General features: G+C 37.9%; 12 protein-coding genes and 1 tRNA gene. 4 read left to right on the forward strand and 9 right to left on the reverse strand.

What is annotated here, in order from left to right:
- Window positions 1-2 precede the first annotated feature (2 nt).
- The 6 genes from F565_RS0116215 to F565_RS0116240 form a co-directional block, all read right to left on the reverse strand.
- On the reverse strand, window positions 3-3,056 hold the full coding sequence (locus F565_RS0116215; RefSeq protein WP_035642853.1) for a SusC/RagA family TonB-linked outer membrane protein: 3,054 nt from the start codon (window positions 3,054-3,056) through the stop codon (window positions 3-5).
- Between the two features lie 267 nt (window positions 3,057-3,323).
- Complete coding sequence (locus F565_RS0116220; RefSeq protein ID WP_026300112.1) at window positions 3,324-4,916, reverse strand: solute:sodium symporter family transporter; 1,593 nt, start codon at window positions 4,914-4,916, stop codon at window positions 3,324-3,326.
- 3 nt (window positions 4,917-4,919) lie between these two features.
- A complete protein-coding gene (locus F565_RS0116225; protein WP_020214297.1) occupies window positions 4,920-5,936 on the reverse strand; it encodes a GntR family transcriptional regulator in 1,017 nt (338 codons plus the stop codon).
- Between the two features lie 75 nt (window positions 5,937-6,011).
- Window positions 6,012-8,213 carry an alpha-galactosidase gene (locus F565_RS0116230; protein ID WP_020214298.1) on the reverse strand — a complete coding sequence of 734 codons (2,202 nt, stop codon included), beginning with the start codon at window positions 8,211-8,213 and terminating at the stop codon, window positions 6,012-6,014.
- Window positions 8,214-8,216: 3 nt separating this feature from the next.
- A complete protein-coding gene (locus F565_RS0116235) occupies window positions 8,217-10,193 on the reverse strand; it encodes a sialate O-acetylesterase (protein WP_020214299.1) in 1,977 nt (658 codons plus the stop codon).
- Window positions 10,194-10,203: 10 nt separating this feature from the next.
- Window positions 10,204-12,261, reverse strand: coding sequence for an alpha-amylase family protein (locus tag F565_RS0116240; protein WP_035642856.1), 2,058 nt, complete (start codon window positions 12,259-12,261; stop codon window positions 10,204-10,206).
- A gap of 590 nt (window positions 12,262-12,851) precedes the next feature.
- On the opposite strand from F565_RS0116240, the gene F565_RS0116250 reads away from it, so the two are divergent.
- Window positions 12,852-13,793, forward strand: coding sequence for a mechanosensitive ion channel family protein (locus tag F565_RS0116250; RefSeq protein ID WP_051087101.1), 942 nt, complete (start codon window positions 12,852-12,854; stop codon window positions 13,791-13,793).
- Window positions 13,794-13,796: 3 nt separating this feature from the next.
- On the opposite strand, the gene F565_RS0116255 is transcribed toward F565_RS0116250, so the two are convergent.
- Both F565_RS0116255 and F565_RS0116260 read right to left on the reverse strand, forming a co-directional pair.
- Window positions 13,797-14,381, reverse strand: a complete 585-nt coding sequence (locus F565_RS0116255) for a hypothetical protein (protein WP_020214302.1) — start codon at window positions 14,379-14,381, stop codon at window positions 13,797-13,799.
- Between the two features lie 263 nt (window positions 14,382-14,644).
- Window positions 14,645-14,732 (reverse strand) — tRNA-Ser (locus F565_RS0116260).
- Window positions 14,733-15,082: 350 nt separating this feature from the next.
- Between F565_RS0116260 and F565_RS0116265 the strand changes: the two genes are divergently transcribed.
- Genes F565_RS0116265 through F565_RS0116275 form a run of 3 tightly spaced genes read left to right on the forward strand, consistent with a single transcriptional unit; the run spans window position 15,083 to window position 16,830 of the window.
- Window positions 15,083-15,667 carry a DUF1572 family protein gene (locus F565_RS0116265; protein WP_026300113.1) on the forward strand — a complete coding sequence of 195 codons (585 nt, stop codon included), beginning with the start codon at window positions 15,083-15,085 and terminating at the stop codon, window positions 15,665-15,667.
- A complete protein-coding gene (locus F565_RS0116270) occupies window positions 15,667-16,041 on the forward strand; it encodes a hypothetical protein (RefSeq protein WP_026300114.1) in 375 nt (124 codons plus the stop codon). The genes F565_RS0116265 and F565_RS0116270 overlap by 1 nt, the downstream gene beginning before the upstream one ends.
- Window positions 16,042-16,050: 9 nt before the next feature.
- Entirely contained in the window at window positions 16,051-16,830 is a 780-nt protein-coding gene (locus tag F565_RS0116275; RefSeq protein WP_020214305.1) for a TerC family protein, read from the forward strand.
- An 88-nt stretch (window positions 16,831-16,918) separates the two neighbouring features.
- Here the strand turns inward: F565_RS0116275 and ettA are convergent, their stop codons facing one another.
- Complete coding sequence (gene ettA, locus F565_RS0116280) at window positions 16,919-18,613, reverse strand: energy-dependent translational throttle protein EttA (protein WP_026300115.1); 1,695 nt, start codon at window positions 18,611-18,613, stop codon at window positions 16,919-16,921.
- Window positions 18,614-18,629: the final 16 nt, after the last annotated feature.

The following is an 18,629-nucleotide window of genomic DNA, read 5'->3' on the forward strand; positions in this document are numbered from 1 at the left end:
TATTATAAAGAAACATTTAATCCTGTTACAATCATTCTTAAGTTAGGAGTGTCTCCGCTTTCAGGATCGTACCCTTTGTACTTTGTAATTGTAAATAAGTTAGAACCTGTTACATAAAGTTTAAGTCCTTTTAAATGAATTCTTGATAAAAGGTCTGAAGGCAGCGTATATGAAACAGTCAATGCATTAAGCCTCAAGAAAGATGCGTTTTGTATTCCTTTATCAGTATCACCTAAATTAAATCTCCCACCATTATAATAAGCTCTTGGAATATCGGTATCGGTATTTGTTGGTGTCCAGCGGTCAAGTAGATCAGTATGTGCAGCGGTTCTGCCAGTACCATACATATAACCTTCATATACACCACTTGTCCTTCTGCCTCCTATGGAGTATGCAAATATCATGTTAAGGCCAATTCCTTTATAATTAAGATCGCTGCTAAATCCTCCATAATAATTAGGGTCTACGTTGCCCACTACGTATCGGTCACTATCACTAATAATACCATCTCCATTACGGTCTTTTATCTTGATATCCCCAGGCATTACAACACGGCCACCGTAATTAATGGATGAAAGATCTTCCCCTTGTTGCGCAATACCATCATATTGAAATACATAAATAGAATTAATAGATTTACCAACAATACGGTTGTTATCACGTTGAATTTCACTTCCTGTAAAACCTCCAAAATTATATATAGGCGAATTATCTCCAGATAGTTTTGTTATCTTATTTTTAGCCGAAGATATATTAGCTGATACGTCCCACCTAAAATCCTTCGTTTGTACTATGGCACCTGAAATTGTTAACTCTATACCTTTATTATTTAAGGCTCCTATATTTTCTAATTTATCCTTATATCCCAATGAAGGAATAGCTTTGCGCACCAGTAAGAGGTCTGTATTATCTGTATAAAAATAATTTGCACTTACTGATAGCCTGTTATCGAAACCGGCAGCATCAAAACCTATATTTAACTGCTTCTGTTTTTCCCATTTAATGTCCGGATTTCCTTCAAAACCATATTGTGAAAAACTTGTTGAAGTTCCTGAAAAACTTGGACGGTATAATGTTACATAACTGTACAGACCAATATTTTGATTACCCGAAATACCGTAACTTGTTCGTAACTTTAGTTGGTTAATTTTTTTAGAATCCTTTAAAAAATCCTCTTTCGCAATATCCCAGCTAACAGCTGCTGACGGGAAAGTACCCCATTTGTTATTTGGTCCAAATTTTGAAGATCCGTCACGACGGATGGTACCGGTAATCATATATTTTTTATCGAAAGTGTAATTTACACGTCCAAAATATGAGAGAATTGTATATGTATTAAAGTCAGAACTTAATTGAGAATTTGCTCTCTGCGAAGCACCTGCAAGATATTTATAAGATAAATCATCTGTTGCAAAACCTCGAGCCCTTAAATCAGTTGTGTTATTGTCATTTTTTTGAGCAGAATATCCAAAGAGAGCATTTATGTCATGCTTATCCGCAAAAACTTTACTATAAGTCACTGTATTATCCCATTGATAGTTTAGTTCAGAATATCTGTAATGATGTGCTTCACCATCAGCACTATTACCTATAGATTGCCCGGTATAAGAAGGAAAATATTCAAAATTACCTTGGTCTATGATATTGGCACCAAATGTGCTTCTAATCTCAAGCCCTTTAACAGGCTTAATACTTATGTAATTACTTGTAGTTAGCATATTTCTTTTGCTAACACTTGCTATATCAAGGCTTAATATAGGATTTCTTTGATTATTATCTATACCTTCGCCATAACTAAGATATGTCGCTGTACGGTCTATTGGTAAAAGAGGGTTGGCCCCTAAAGCTGTCCCGAAAGCTCCACCATCTATATAAGATGCTTCACTTCTAGAAAATGTTGTACTTGTTCCTATTTGCAACCAAGACTTAACATCCTGTGTAAGGTTAATTTTGCCATTATACCTTTTGAATCCTGAATTTTTTAGAATTCCATCCTGGTCAGCAAAACTCATACTTACAAAATAAGTACCTTTTTCACTGCCCCCGCTAAAGCTTAGATTGTGGTTACTTTGTACACCAGAACGCGTTATTTCATCGAGCCAGTTATAACTTTTACCTGTTCTATAAGATTCCAACTCATAAGGAGCGAATACACGGGATCCATCTGAAGTAATTTGATTTATAAATTCCTGACGGCTTAACCCAAGTGGCACACCGGATGTGTCGAAAGGAAGCTGTCCATCTAAGTAAGTATTAGCCGCCGCGTCAACTCTTAAGTCAAACAACTGGCTACCGTTCATTAGCGGGATCTGCTTGCTAAATTCAGATACACCTACCCATGTATCAAACTGGACAGTACCTTCACCACTGCGCGATCCTCTTTTTGTTGTGATTACAACTACACCATTAGCACCACGCGAACCATATATTGCTGTGGCAGAGGCATCTTTAAGTACATCAATACTGGCAACATCGTTGGGGTTAATATTTTCAAAATTACCCTCCATAATAAGTCCATCCACTACAAAAATTGGGGTAGACCCGGCTGATATAGAGTTGCTACCCCTTATCTTAATAGAAGCACCATTACCCGGTGTAGGGTTTTGCTGGATATAAACACCCGCTATGCGTCCCTGCATACCCTGTAATAAATTTGGAGTAGGTGTTTCTTTAAGCTTCTCGCCACTAAGGTTACCTACCGCACCTGTTAGGTCGCTCCTTTTTACAGAGGCTCCCACAACTACAATTTCGTCAAGCTCATTAGGGCTTGCTTTAAGAGTAGCATTAATTACGGTTGAATTGTTTACCTCAATCGATTGCGAAACGAAGCCGATAAAACTGATCTGCAAAACAGATCCGGGAGCTACATTCGGGATGGAATAATTACCATCCATATCAGTAGAAACTACATTTTGAGTACCTTTTACCATAACACTCGCGCCGGGTAAAGGCAGGTTTTCGTTATCGGTAATTTTGCCGGTAACGGTTTGGGAATAGAGTGATCCCGCACACATCATTACAATTAACAAGCACAAGTATCGTATTACATTTCTCATAATTGATTTTTTTTGTTAATAAATGTTAAAGGGTTAATTAAAAACTTTTGTTGGGTTTAGCTGTTAGTTATAATATAGCTTTGCGCATATTGTACTATACTATTCTATTCAGATACAAACATACAAATATTTAGATTATATCCAAATATTTAATTTAAGAATTTATTAAATTTTTTTAACCTTTTTTTAGGGATTGACATAAATAATGCTCTTTTACGCATATTACATAAAAGTGTGGTAAAAACACTTAATTATAGTAAGTTACATTTATGCAACTCCGTACTTAGAGAAGAGTAAAAATAAAGCAACCATTCCTGCGAGTAATATGCAATAGTAATAGTAGCGATTATGCCATGGAGCAAGATTCAACGTTTCATACTTAATTTCAGAATATAAATATTCAGGATAAAATTTAGCAACAACAAACATAAATACTGTAGTGAGTAAAAATAATAATGCCAGCATGTGCAGGTAATGAATATTTATAGTCAATACATAATTAAATAATATATAGCTTATAATAAAAAACAATATACCGGCTTTAGCTGCCTGCGGAGGTACTTTTTTACTTATAAAACCTATAAATACTATAGTAAAAACGGGTACACAAAACATGCCGCCCAGTTGTTGCAGGTAGGTGTAAAATCCTGTTTTGGCAAACATTATAAATGGAGCCGTAAGCATTGCTAAAACTGCAACACCAATCTCGAATTTTCGCCCTGTGCGTACAAGATGTTTCTCTGCTACTTCGCCCTTTCGTTTTTCCAGCCACGGTTTATATAAGTTTAGCACAAATAATGTACTACTACTGTTTAAGCCTGCATTAAAAGTACTTATTGCTGCCCCAAGCACCACAGCGGCAGATAAGCCTATCATAATGTGTGGTAATGTATCTTTTACCACAAGCGGAAAAACCTCTGCCGTATTATGTAAATTACTATATAAATGTACTCCTATTAACCCCGGAATATTAATAATAAATGGGCACAGCAATTTACCGGCACAGGCCAGCGCCATACCTTTCTGGCTATGCGAAAGGCTTTTTGCAGATAGTGCCTGCTGTACTATAAACTGCTCCATACCCCAATAATACAGGTTCATTATAAACATACCCGTAAATATGGTGTTAAACGGCACTTCATCTTTTGGGCCGCCTATAGCATTTAAATGCTCCTTATGATCTGTAACCATGCGGTGCAGGCCCTGCGTCCAGCTCCCATCACCCAGGTATTTAAACCCAAAGTATGGAAATGCAATACCAATAGTCAGCATGCCAAGGCTTAATATAGTGTCTGATATGGTAATGGCACGCAAGCCGCCAAGTACAGAATATACCGTACCTACCAGCCCTATAACCCAAACCATTATCCAGATGTTTTGCCAGTAGCTTAAATGCAGGGGTTCAAAGAAATTGAACATGCCTGTAAATGCCACTGCCCCACCATATAATACGGCAGGGAGGAGATTTACTATATAACTGCATAAAAATACTATCGATATTAATTTTCGGGTAGAATCGTCATAACGTTTGCCCAAAAAATCAGGGATGGTCATGGCACCGGTGCGAAAATAAATGGGCAAGAAATATTCGGCTACTAACAACATGGCAAGCACAGAGCTAATGCCCCATGCTATCACGCTCATATTATTTATATAAATAGATTCGTTCTCTCCTATAAATTGGTTAGCACTTATATTGCTTAAAAGCAATGCCCCCCCTACTACAAGATAATTATTTTTGCGGTCGGCAAAAAAAAGCCCGGCAGTAGTCTGCGCCATGTTTTTACGCGTTTTTAACCACGAAAAAACCGCTATAAAGCCCGTGATAAGCAAAAAGCTTGCTATGGCAGCAAAACTCATTTTTTAGAGCGAGTTTCTATTAATTAATACTGTTGGGATAATTTCCTGTATTTTTTTGCGATGCAATACAAAGTTAGCTGCCTTCCTGCCCATTTCAGAGAAATCTGTAGAGAAAGTGGTTACACCGTCAAAAATAATTTCTTTTACAATATCATCATTATGGCTTATAAAGCCAATATCTTTACCTAATTTAAGCCCCTTAACCTTAGAATCTTTAAGCATTTCCCAAAGCTCAAGGTTATGAATGGTAAAATATACTTTGCCTTTCTCTAATGAACCTGATTCATATTCTTCTTTTATAACGCCCTTAATATCATACTCTTTCATGAACCTTTTAAAAGAGTTTAAAATCTCGTTAGGTTCTGCAGATGATGGTTTAAAGAAAAATATTATTTCGTCGTATTTTTTTATCTTGTCTTTTAATTGTACAAAGGCGTTGTAAGACGAATCGCCAAACTCCTGCACCACATAATTATAATCTTCGCCGGTATCAATGTGCCTGTCTACAAGCAACACCCTGTTAGACGGCAATAATTTAAGTAAATTGGGCGTTTTTGGGTTTGGTATTGGTGCTATAACATACATTCCGTACTTCCCTTTAATAGATTGGAGTACATTCTCGAAAGTGTCAAAATTATTGTGATGAAAAAAGATGTCGAGATGTACATTTTTACCCAACCCTTTACGGAAGTTTTCATAGAACGTTTCCTGGAAAATGTCGAAAGCAAAAATTAACAATGCTACTTTAAGTTCCTGCATTACATCATCTGTAGCTACAAAATACCCTAAACGGTTTTTAGACTCTATAATCCCCCTGTGTACAAGTTCTTTATAAGCTTTTGCAATAGTTTCGCGGGCAAAACCGAGCTCATTTATAATAGTGTTTACAGAAGGCAATATATCGCCTTTGCTTACCATTTTTTCGTCTATCGCATTGATAATTCCCTGTACAAGCTGCTCATGCTTAGACAGGGAATTTATAGATTCAAGATTTTTAATCTGCTGAATGATCTGCTTCATAAATCGTTATTATATCAGTATAATTAATACTGTTTATTATCACAAAAAAACAAATATATTACTAATAATTGGGTATTACGCCTTTGTAATTTTTAAAACAACACTTGTATTATTTAAATTTACATTAGGATTGATGCCTATTTGCATTAAAAAGTCGCCGGAATATGTGGCTGTTTCTACGGCAGGTTTTTTGCCTGGATATATATTTATCTCTTCTATTTTATAGTTTTGCCCTGCCTGTAAGCCTTTTAACTTTATGGGTGTGTGCGAACCAGCCTCATACCTGCTGTTAACAAGGTAGCTAAAAAGTACTGCCTCATTACCATTTTTATTTACAAAACTTACCGCTGCGGCATCATTTTTCCATGGGCTTTGCAGGCGGTACTGGTCACCCTGCCAAATGGTATTGCTTAAAGCACCATAATTTTTAAGTGCCTGCTGGCAAAAGGCAAGATCGTTCTCACTCAGGTGTTTTACCACAATATCAAAACCAAGCTTGCCCATCATAGCAACATCCGTTTTATATTTAATAGGTTGCTTACCCCAGTCTGTAACGTGTGCAGCAATAGATAATGAAGGGTAAAAATAAGAATATTCCCACTGCATGTATATACGCTCTAAAGGATCTGTATTATCGCTTGGCCAAAACTCCGTAAAATATTTTAGCGCAGCATAATCTACCCTGCCACCGCCGCCACTACATAACATCATTGGCGTTTTAGGATATTTTGCACGAATACGCTCCAGAACTTTATACAAACCATTCACATAATCTGTATAAAAGTTAGACTGTTTGTCTTTTAACTGTTTAGAATAAGCATTGTAAATAACTGCATTACAGTCCCACTTTATATAAGCCAATTCACGGTTTTTAGTAAATAAATTATCTACCACGCCAAAAACAAAATCCTGTACCTTAGGGTTAGAAAGGTCTAAAACCAACTGGTTACGAAAGTAATGTTCTGCCCTTTCCGGTTGTTTTACAACCCAGTCAGGATGTTGTTTGTACAATTCGCTTGCAGGGTTTACCATTTCAGGTTCTATCCATATACCAAATTTTACCTGGTTATTTTTAGCCGTTTCTACAAGGGTTGCAATGCCATTAGGCAGCTTCTTTTTATTTTCCTGCCAGTCGCCCAGGCCAGCATCGTCATTATTACGTGGGTAATTATTACCAAACCATCCGTCATCAAGCAAAAACAGATCTACACCCAACGTCTTACTATCTGCAATAAGGGCTTTAAGCTTGGTTTCGTCAAAATCAAAATACGTGGCTTCCCAGTTGTTAAGTACTGTTAGCCTTTTACCATGACCGTCTAATATTTTATAATCACGCGCCCAGTTGTGCAGGTTTCTGCTTGCTGTACCTTTTCCTTTAGATGATAAGGTATACCAAAACTTAGGTGTGGTAAGCGACTGGCTTTTAGCTAATGTGTAAGCTGCCCCCGCATTATTAATCCCCGATATTATACGGAGATTATTAAGTGGATCGAGCTCAAATTCATTCTTAAAATTGCCCGACCATTCAAGGCCTGCAAATAATACTTTACCTTCATCTTCGGTAGCAGGTTTTTCCAGCGATACCATAAATACCGATGGCTCAAATAAATTTGCACGGGTACCAAGCTTACTGTCAATTACTTTTATACCATGTGTAATTTTAGATTCTTCGGGACGCATTTCCTTCGCCCAGTCTCCCTGAAACTGGCTTAGCCAAAAATCGTCATTACCCTTTATATATAAGTTTGCCGATGCATACTTATTTAATATAACGGCACCTTTTTCATTATTGGTAATTGTAGTCCACTGCTCTATAACATCATTTTCGTAATAGGAGGCTATAAATAAATGCACTTCTATGGCATACACAGGGTCTTTAAGGATAACTTCTGTTTGCGATATTCCTTTGCCTGCCTCGGTTGTTTTATGGCTTACATAATGCAGGTCTAACGAGGTGTTACCATCAGCATGCGTAACTGTTAACGCAGGCTCAAGCAGGTTTTTAGAACCCGATGGCGTATAAGCAGCATTGTAAATACCTGTATAATCTGTACCTTGTTTGTACTGGCCTGCAATTTTTGCATAATCGGCATCGTTAGCCAGTTTTTCGCCAAGATAAATGGTATTAACTTCTTTTGCAGCATTAACCTGAAGTACAAGTGCATTGCTTTTAGTTTTTACCGGAATAGTTTGTTGTGCAACAAGCGGCGTACTAAATGCCGCCAAAAGAAAGAATGCCGAAACAGACTGCCTGAAAGTTGTAATGTGTATAGTCATTTTTTATTTTTTTCCGTGTGTGATGCCCGGCCACGCATCTGTCCTGAAAGACGATGCAGGTAATCCCGATGCATTTGTAAGGTTTCCATCGGGGTTATCTGCCCAGTTATAGCGAATTGCTACAGGAACAGAAACTTTATCCGATGATACGATTATTTTATTCCCTTCTATTTTAGCTTCTGCCCAATAGAATACTTTATCGGCTCCTGCTATTGCAAAACCTTTTAATATGCCCGATTTTGCTTTGATGCCTTCGTTAAAAGTAAAATCTACAGTTACATTTTTACCATTTACTGCATACGATTTGTACAAAGGACCGGAGTAATTTGTTTTTACACCATACTGTTTATCAAGCGCTATAAGGGCAAGGCGACCACCTATATCCTGTTTATTTTTAGGATGTATATCTTCTCCATTACCTATATCTGTAGCTACTGCCATTCCTGTATTTGTTAATGCAAGCGCTTTAAATTGCGCCTCCCTTATCTCTGCCCATTCAGATTGTGATGGTTCGCTTTTTTTAGCTTTGTAATTGGCTAATTGCACAAAATAAAACGGCAGTTTTTCATTATTAAATTTAGCACGCCAGTCATTTATAAGCAGTGGAAACAATGTTTGGTATTGCTCTGCCCTTTTTTCGTTGCTTTCGCCCTGATACCATATAACACCTGCAAGGCGCACTTTAAGCAACGGATTAATCATAGCATTATATATTGCCGATGGCCTGTTCTGCCCCTGAGGCATATAAGGTTTTGCAGCTAAATCTTTAAGGTTTGCACCAATAGTATACTTCCATGCTCCTTCAAGCGATACTGTTTCACTTCCCGATTTAATAGTTAATTCATCCGGGGTACCATAAATTCCGCCGCCGCCTGCACCGTCATAAATACGTATAACAATTGTGTTCTTACCTTTTTTTAAAATATTTGCAGGGATGGTATAATTACGGTTTACGGTATATCCGGCTGTTGTTCCTATATATGTTCCGTTTATCCACACTTTATCATCATCATCGGCAAAAAAAGAAAGCGCCGCTTCTTTACCGTCAAAATTATCCGATAATGTAATTGTTTTTCTAAACCATACTACACCATCAAAATCAGTGAGCCCTTTATTTTCCCAAAATGCAGGGAGTTCCATTGTTTTCCATGACTCGTCTTTTAGATCAGGCATTGCCCACATAGCCGTAGTACCCTGCATGCCCTTATCTGCTTTTTCAAGCTGGGCAGTCCATACCTGCATATCAGCATTATATTTTTTTTCAAGGGCTGCCTTATCCTCTGCCGACTGCATTGCCTTTAATTCCGCATCAAAATCGTGTATGGTCTTAAGGGCACCGGCACTTGTCCATGCTTCAACCAGTGTTCCTCCCCAGGAACTGTGTATTAACCCTATAGGAATGTGTTTTTCCTTATAAATTTTTCTTGCAAAGAAATAGGCCGTGGCGGAAAACTCTCCAATAGTTTCCGGGCTGCACAACTGCCAGCCGCCATTTTGTACTTTAAGGTCGGTTAGCGGTTGTGCACTTTCTACATGGTCTGCCTGAATGATCCTTATTTCAGGATAATTTGCCGCAGCAATCTCTTCTTTAAAATTATCTATCTTACCCCATCCTGCCAGTGGCATTTCCATATTGCTTTGGCCAGAACACAGCCATACCTCGCCTATTAATATATTAGTAAGCTCCAGCTCTGTACCATCATTAATTGTAATGCTGTAGGGCCCGCCGTAAACAGGTGTCTTTACATTAACCTCCCAGCTGCCATTAACAACTTTTGCAATTTGATTTTTTTTATCCCATGAGGTAGTTACTTTTACTGTTGTCTCTGTACTTTTACCCCATATAGGGAGGTTTGCTTTTTGCTGCAATACCATATTACTTGTAAAGAACGAGGGTAAGGTTACAGTTGCCATTGCATTATTTACAAGACCAACAATAAACAATACAACTAAAACAATATGTTTTTGATACACTTTCATGGCTAAAAATTTAAGGTTTTACGATTTTATACAGATGCCCGTCTTCGGCACCAAGTGTTAAATCTATAGTATTTCCCTTAATTAATTTATTTTCAGCCGAAAAAATGTCGGTTAGCCTATAAGTTCCTTGTTTTATGCCAAGGCGTTCTAACGGTAATTTATAATCCTTTTTTTCTTTACCATAATTAAAAACTGCGAGATAATAATCATCACCAATTTTTTGCACAAATGTTTCTGATGTCTTATTGCCCATATTGCCTTCCACCGGCTGAAAAGCCCTGCCGTTTGCCACGATTTTAAGCATCTCTTTATTGCTAAGCCACTCTTTAGCCCGCACCGACCAATTGCCATGCTTACTATAATCATCGCCTGTAATAAGTGTACCTGTAATTACTGACGATATCAGTCGGGCACGGTTTTCACCCTCACTTTCATCGGCAAATACTACATGGTCTGCATCTATATAATTATAGGTATACGTTTGCCACCACCCATAATTTACACTGTTTAAAGTATATTGTGTTTGTTCCATTGTTTTCCACGCATCGCAGGCAATACGGCGTGTGTGTGCATAACTCGATGTAGCAAGGTTAGGCGAAATAGCCGCATAAATAAGCATTTGCCCGTCAAGAGCTTTCACTAACCTTTCCATACCTACTTTATAGGCCTGCATGCCGGTAGTAACATTTTTATCGTAAAACGAAGTTGACTCTGCGGCAGCATGCCCCAAAAAATCGATCTTTATCATTTTAAAGCCACAGGCTTTCAGTTTATTAATTACATAATCAACGCGCTGTAGCGTTCCGGGATGCGTGGGATCAATCGCCCTTGCACCATCAAAATCAAAGTAAGTATTGTTGCCGGTCTTTGTCCACATTTCACCAAAGGTAAAATTACCACCTTCGGCTTTACGGTCTGGTCCATCTTTATGCCCCCAGTCGGTAAACGGCGCCCAATACACTCCCGGCTCAAGGCCTTTCTTTTTGCAGTAATCTGCAAATTCTTTAACCTTTGCAAAATCTCCCGAGAATCCGCCCTTTACCATATTATCCCAAAAAGAATCAAGGTCTATGTAAGCTGTGTTCCCTACCCTGAATTGCGGAATAGAGTCGGCAAAAAAATCAGCTACTCTAGTAGTGTTTTCATAATTTATTTTATCCATAAGCACACCCCAACTGTTCCAGCCCACAGGTGTTGGCTTATCCCAGTTAAACACAAAGGGTTTCTCTGTTAAGCGGTTGGCTTTTGCATATTCTTCAAGTCCGGTACGCCAGTCGGCATAATAACCCACAAAAAATTTAGGCGATGTAACTTTGTTCCCTTTTACCATACCATGCGGAATAGCATCTCGTGTTACTGCCTGCTCACTGTAACCCGCCCAGGCAGTTAAAGCCACATCATTATTAGTGTTGGTGGTTTTTACAGCACTCTTCCAAACGGTATGTTCTAATGACCCTATTATAATACCATTTCTTGATGTATTATTAAACAGCACACCAGCCTCAGCACTTGTGTTTGTTGTTATACTTTCTAAAGGTTTAGATTCGTAACTTACAAATGCATCATTATCATAAGGCATGAAAACGGTATGCAGGTTTTTAGCAATATCAAACCCAACTTTGCCTGTTGTAAGCGGAGCTATATAGTTTGTAACAACCTCCTGCCCTTTACCATCTATTTCTAACTGGGTAATAAAATATTGTTTGTCTTTGTAAGTATAAAATGTATGTGTTAGTTGTGGTTTTGCGGCAGCAGTATATGTTAAGGTATACTTTGTTCCTTTACCTATAGCATCATTAAAATCAGTTTTTGCAAATGCCGGCGCAGGATAATCGGAAACCGAAAGTGTTGTTCCATTTGAGATAACGACCCCCACCGCATCTGAAAATAATGCCTTTCCGCAATCGGTTACGCTTATGGTATGCTTTTTTGAGTTGTACGTTATAACGCCTTTTTTACCAAAAGCCATTGTAAGGTCTTTTTGGGCAAAGGCAGATATACTGCAAAAGCAAACGATGCTTAGGCTTGTAAGGAGAATTTTTGAATAACGTAAAGGTGATTTTTGCATGGAGTAAAACAGCTTTTTTATTATACTATTCTATTCTACAATAATACAACTAAAAATTAATTGAACAACAATTTCGTAAAAAAAAGTTGTGTTTTTTTTATTATCATTATTCCTACATCGTTAATAATTACTGATTACTAAGGATAAAGCATAAATGAGCGAAAGGTTGAGATAACAAATTTTAATCTGTATAAGATTTATTATACCATTTATGAATACATATTAGCCTGATTTTTTCTCCCATTTTATTTCACGCAAAGTCGCCAAGACGCAAAGCTGTATACTAAATTAGGTTTCGATACAGCGACTGGTAAGTCGCAAAGCTTTGCGACTTACCAGTCGCTTGGCAGGTAGGTCTGCGTAACCCAGCTTTGCGTCTTGGCGACTTTGCGTGACAAATTATTTAGAATGGATTATATTAATAATTGGTATTAGAAGTACGTTCAAATAATCAGCAGAAGTTAATTTACATAAATCTTAAATTAAACTTAACCCTACCCCCACTTTCATAAGTAGTAAGTAAATTAGCAATACTGCGGCATTTTAACATGAAACGCATTATAAAAATAACTAATTTAAATAGTAAAGCTATGGCAGAGCAGATAGATATAAACACCGTAACCCGCATACTTACAGAGAAACTTACTACCTGGGGTAAAGACCTGATAAGGCTCCTGCCCAACATTGTTATAGCTGCCGTAATACTTGTTATAGGCTTTTACATAGCAAAGTTTGTAAGAAGGCTTGCTCTTAAACTTATTGGCAAGGTATCGCATAACGCAACGCTTAACAACCTGTTTGCATCTGTTATATATTTTGTATTTATAGGTATAACCCTGTTCACGGTTTTAAGTATACTTAACCTGGATAAAGCAGTAACATCTATTCTTGCAGGTGCCGGTATATTAGGTTTGGCATTGGCATTTGCATTTCAGGATATTGCAGCCAACTTTATGTCGGGGATATTTATCTCGTTCCGCAAGCCCATAAAGGTAGGCGACATAGTGCTCATAAAAGGGTTTATGGGCAAGGTTGCCGAGGTTAACCTTCGTGATACTGTTATAAACACTTTTACCGGCCCGGTCGTTATTATACCTAATAAAGATGTTTTCCAGAACCCTATTGAAAACTTTACAACGCTTAGCAAACGCCGTTTTGATTTGCAGATTGGTGTATCTTACGGCGATGACCTTGACAAGGTAAAACAGGTAACGCTGGATGCCGTTAAAGATATAGAGGATATTTCTAAAACACAGGAGACCACGCTGTTCTTTACCTCTTTTGGCGACAGCTCTATTAACCTTGCCATACGTATGTGGATAGACAGTGCCGAATTAAAGATTTACAAAAAAGTGGGCAGCGAGGCTATTATGCGCATTAAAAAAGCGTACGAAGAAAATGATATCATGATACCATACCCTATACGTACGCTTGATTTTGGTATGAAAGGCGGACAAACTCTAAGCGACATGGCTGTTACCCTTGCGGGTAAAGACCAGGATGGCGAAAGCAACTACCAGTCTAATTCGTAACAGTTATTTTCTTGGTACTATTTTCACAAAAACCATTTCGGTTTTATAAGTCTTAATAGTTTGTGTTACGTATAATGTATTATCTTTAATAGTGAGTCCTGCCATAATATCTTTAGAACCATCTGCCAAAACAATATTCGCCGTATAGGCAGAGCCCTGTGGACTAAGTGTATAAGTTCCTCTTTTTGTAACACCGGCTATATAGTAAGTTACATCTTTACCATTAAAAATTGCACTGCTGGATGATACTTTAGTGATATACGAGCTCTTGTTGGCTTCAATTTTAGCACGATTTTCGGGCGTCATCTCTTTTTCAAGATCACCCGAAAATTTTATTATTTTTTTTGTAGCATTTATATAGGTGTCCCCAGTGGTCATTTCATTCATTTTCCAGGTTCCCTGCAATTCTTTATCAAAAGCAGCTGTGGCTTCGTCAATTTTCTTTTGGTTAGGAACTTCTTTCTTTTGCACAACAGCTGTTTTAGATTTGGCGATAGTAGTTTTCGGCTTAGCAGCAGTTGTTTTTTTCTGGGCAAATGTTGTAAAACTTATAAGGCAGGCAATTAGAATTAAAGATATATTTTTCATCGAAGGTTTTTTGATTTACACAAAGATAAAATTATTGTTTTATATGACAACTTTACCCACATTATAAATAGAAAATCATTGCAACTATTAATGTATGATGATTTAAATTGACCTTACGGATAAAAAGAGACCCCTATGTCTATTAAGCAGCTACTATATAATAAAGGGTTTATAAAAATATTATATCATATAACAAAAAAACCTTCAAATACCGGAGTATTCAAAGGTTTCTGTTCTTTAGAAGTTTAGTCGTAAACTTCAGGTGGCGGAGAAAGAGGGATTCGAACCCCCGGACCTGTTACAGTCAACAGTTTTCAAGACTGCCGCAATCGACCACTCTGCCATTTCTCCAATAAACTATAATCAGTACCTGATTGCGGGTGCAAATATAGTAAGCTTTTCTGATTATGCAAATACATTTTTGGCTAATTTTTTAATAAATTACTTTTCTCTTTATAACCTTTTCATAACGTTAAGTTTAGCATTAAAAAAATTATTGAAAAAATATGACCTATTTTATAATACACGTACCAGATGCAAACATTCATGGTGTTCTACTAAAATTAAAGGCTACTTTAAGATTCATATCATCAGGTAAAAATCCATTTAATTTATGATATGAAAAATATACAGTTTCAAAATAAATGACACAAAACATTATATACTTAAAAGCCGTATTTTTGTTTGCAAATAATACAGCAATGTTGCCACAACAACCTTACATAGAAAGTTCTAAAAAACAATTTTTTTATTATAAGACACTTGCCGAAAAGGCTATGGCACAATTAGAACCGCAACAATTGTTTTATGCAGCTAACGACGATACTAATAGTATTGCCCTAATTGTAAAGCACATGGTAGGCAATATGCTATCGCGATGGACCGATTTTTTAACCAGCGATGGCGAAAAAGAGTGGCGTAACCGCGATGACGAATTTCAGGATCCGTATGAAGATGCAGAAATTATGATGCAAAAATGGGAAGAAGCCTGGGCAGTACTATTTACTGCACTTGATACCATTACACCACAAAATCTCGACGCTATAATTTATATTCGTAACGAGGGTCATACGGTTATTGAGGCTATAAACAGGCAACTGGCACACTATCCATACCACATAGGCCAAATAGTGTTTTATGCCAAATTTCTTAAACAAACCGAGTGGCAAAGCTTATCAATCCCAAAAAATAATTCGGCACAATACAATAACAATAAATTCGCGCAGGAAAAGCAAACCATCAATTTTACCGACTCTGAACTTAACAGGCTTAACGATTTAAAATAATGAAACGATTACTATTTATACTTCCTCTAATGCTTTTATTAGCTTCATGCTATGACCAGGAACGCAACTGTGCCGACTTTAAGATCGGGAAATTTAAATCGGAATATACTGCCGGAGGGAAAACATATACCTCTACATTTAATAGAACTAAAAGTTTAGAGATTGCAAATGTAAATGGTAAGATTGATACCACAGCAATACGATGGATTAATGATTGCGAATACATAGGTACTAAAGTAAATCCTAAAAGCATGCAGGATAAAAAGGCTGTAAATATAAAGATATTAACAACCCACGACAATAGCTATACTTTTGAGTTTTCTATCGTGGGCGATACCCAAAAGCAAAAAGGGACTGTAACTAAAATTGACTAAATACATAGCATGGAATTTTTAAGTAACCCCGATGCCTGGATAGCACTGCTTACCCTTACGTTTTTAGAAATCGTACTGGGAGTGGATAATATTATATTTATATCTATTGTAACCGGTAAACTACCTGAAGCTGATAGGAAAAGAGCCACGCGGATTGGCTTGTTCCTTGCGATGTTTTTACGAATAGGCCTTTTGTTTGGCATTACTTTGCTTACAAGAATGAAAAAGCCTTTCTTAACTATAGACTGGGGCTGGTTTAGCGCGGGCTTTACAGGGCAGGCCATCATATTATTTACAGGTGGATTATTTTTGATATATAAAAGCACTAAAGAGATACACGAAAAAGTAGATGTAAAAGGCGAACATGAAACCAATCTTGGCCAAGGTTCAAGCAAATCTTTTATGGCTACTATTGCCCAGATATTAATGATAGACCTTATTTTCTCTATAGACTCTATTCTTACTGCTGTAGGTATGACTAATGGGCTCGAAGGGGCACTGTATGTTATGATTACTGCCGTGGTAATATCTGTAGGTATCATGATGCTGTTTGCCGTTCCTGTAGGCAATTTTGTAAACAAAAATCCATCAATACAAATACTTGGCCTTGCATTTCTTATATTAATAGGTTTTATGCTTATTACAGAGAGTATGCACCTTTCTGGCGCACAGCTGGGCGGCCAGCATGTAGGAGAAGTGCCTAAGGGCTATTTGTATTTTGCAATAGCATTTTCTCTTGGGGTAGAAATGCTAAACATGAAAATGAGAAAAGTAAAAAAAGGAGTTTAAAATATACCAGGAATTTCAGGTAAAAAAAAAATGCGCTGCTCAAAATGTTTTGAGCAGCGCATTTTTTTTGCCTAAACGTAACTAATTGTTAGTTACGTATTAGTTTTTTATATTTAATACGCTTAGGTGTTAAATCGCCACCAAGGCGTTTTTTGCGGTTCTCCTCATATTCAGAGAAACTTCCCTCAAAAAAGTAAACTTCAGAGTCGCCTTCAAAAGCAAGGATGTGTGTACACACCCTGTCCAGGAACCACCTGTCGTGGCTAATAACTACTGCACAGCCGGCAAAATTTTCAAGTCCCTCTTCGAGCGCACGAAGCGTATTAATATCAAGGTCATTGGTAGGCTCATCCAGTAGCAATACATTACCTTCCTCTTTAAGTGTCATGGCAAGGTGCAGCCTGTTACGCTCACCCCCCGATAGTGTAGAAACTTTTTTATTTTGCTCACTGCCACCAAAGTTAAAACGGCTAAGGTAAGCACGGCTGTTAACCTGCCTGCCCCCCATCATAATAAGCTCCTGCCCATCGCAAAAGTTTTCCCAGATAGATTTTTCAGGATTAATATTAGAGTGGCTTTGGTCTACATAGGCTATCTTAACGGTATCGCCTACGGCAAACTCGCCTTTATCCGGCTGTAGCTCATCCATTATCATTTTAAATATAGTGGTTTTACCGGCACCATTGGGGCCTATAATGCCTACTATACCTGCCTGCGGCAACGTAAAGTTTAAATTATCATATAGTACTTTATCGCCAAAGGCTTTAGCTACAGCCTTAGCATCTATAACATTAGTACCCAGCCTTGGGCCGTTAGGTATATAAATTTCCAATTTTTCGTCAAGCTCTTTCTGGTCTTCGTTAAGTAGCTTGTCATAGTTTTGTAAACGTGCCTTTTGTTTAGTCTGGCGGCCTTTAGCACCCTGGCGAACCCAGTCAAGCTCGCGCTCAAGGGTCTTACGGCGTTTAGACGCAGTTTTCTCTTCCATCTCCATACGCTTAGACTTCTGGTCGAGCCATGAAGAGTAATTGCCTTTCCACGGAATCCCTTCTCCCCTGTCAAGCTCCAGTATCCATCCGGCAACGTTATCAAGAAAATAGCGGTCGTGGGTTACGGCAATAACAGTACCTGCATAGTGCTGTAAATGCTGCTCTAACCACAATACACTTTCGGCATCAAGGTGGTTAGTAGGCTCATCAAGCAGTAATACATCCGGTTGTTGTAGAAGCAATCTGCAAAGTGCTACACGTCTTCTCTCTCCACCCGAAAGTACTTTTATAGGGGTATCCGGCTCGGCAGTACGCAGGGCATCCATAGCTATTTCCAGCTTAGTGTCCAACTCCCATGCGCCAGATGCATCTATCTGATCCTGTAGCACTGCCTGGCGCTCCATAAGCTTATCCATTTTATCAGGATTTTCATAAACCTCAGGATCGCCAAAGCTGTCGTTTATTTTATTAAATTCGTCAAGAAGCGCAACCGTTTCGGCCACACCCTCGCGCACAATTTCTATAACAGTTTTATTCTCGTCAAGTATAGGTTCCTGTTCAAGGTAACCCACAGTGTAGCCGGGAGCAAAAACAACATCGCCCTGATAGTTTTTATCCTGGCCGGCAATAATTTTTAATAATGACGATTTACCCGAACCGTTTAAACCAAGGATACCAATTTTAGCACCATAGAAAAAACTCAGGTAAATATCTTTAAGTACAGGTTTGTTTGCGCCGGGATAGGTCTTGCCTAACTTCGACATCGAAAAAATTACTTTCTTATCGTCTGACATGTTTTTTTGTTTATTG

This window comes from Flavobacterium rivuli WB 3.3-2 = DSM 21788, from assembly GCF_000378485.1.
GTDB classification, from domain to species: Bacteria; Bacteroidota; Bacteroidia; order Flavobacteriales; family Flavobacteriaceae; genus Flavobacterium; species Flavobacterium rivuli.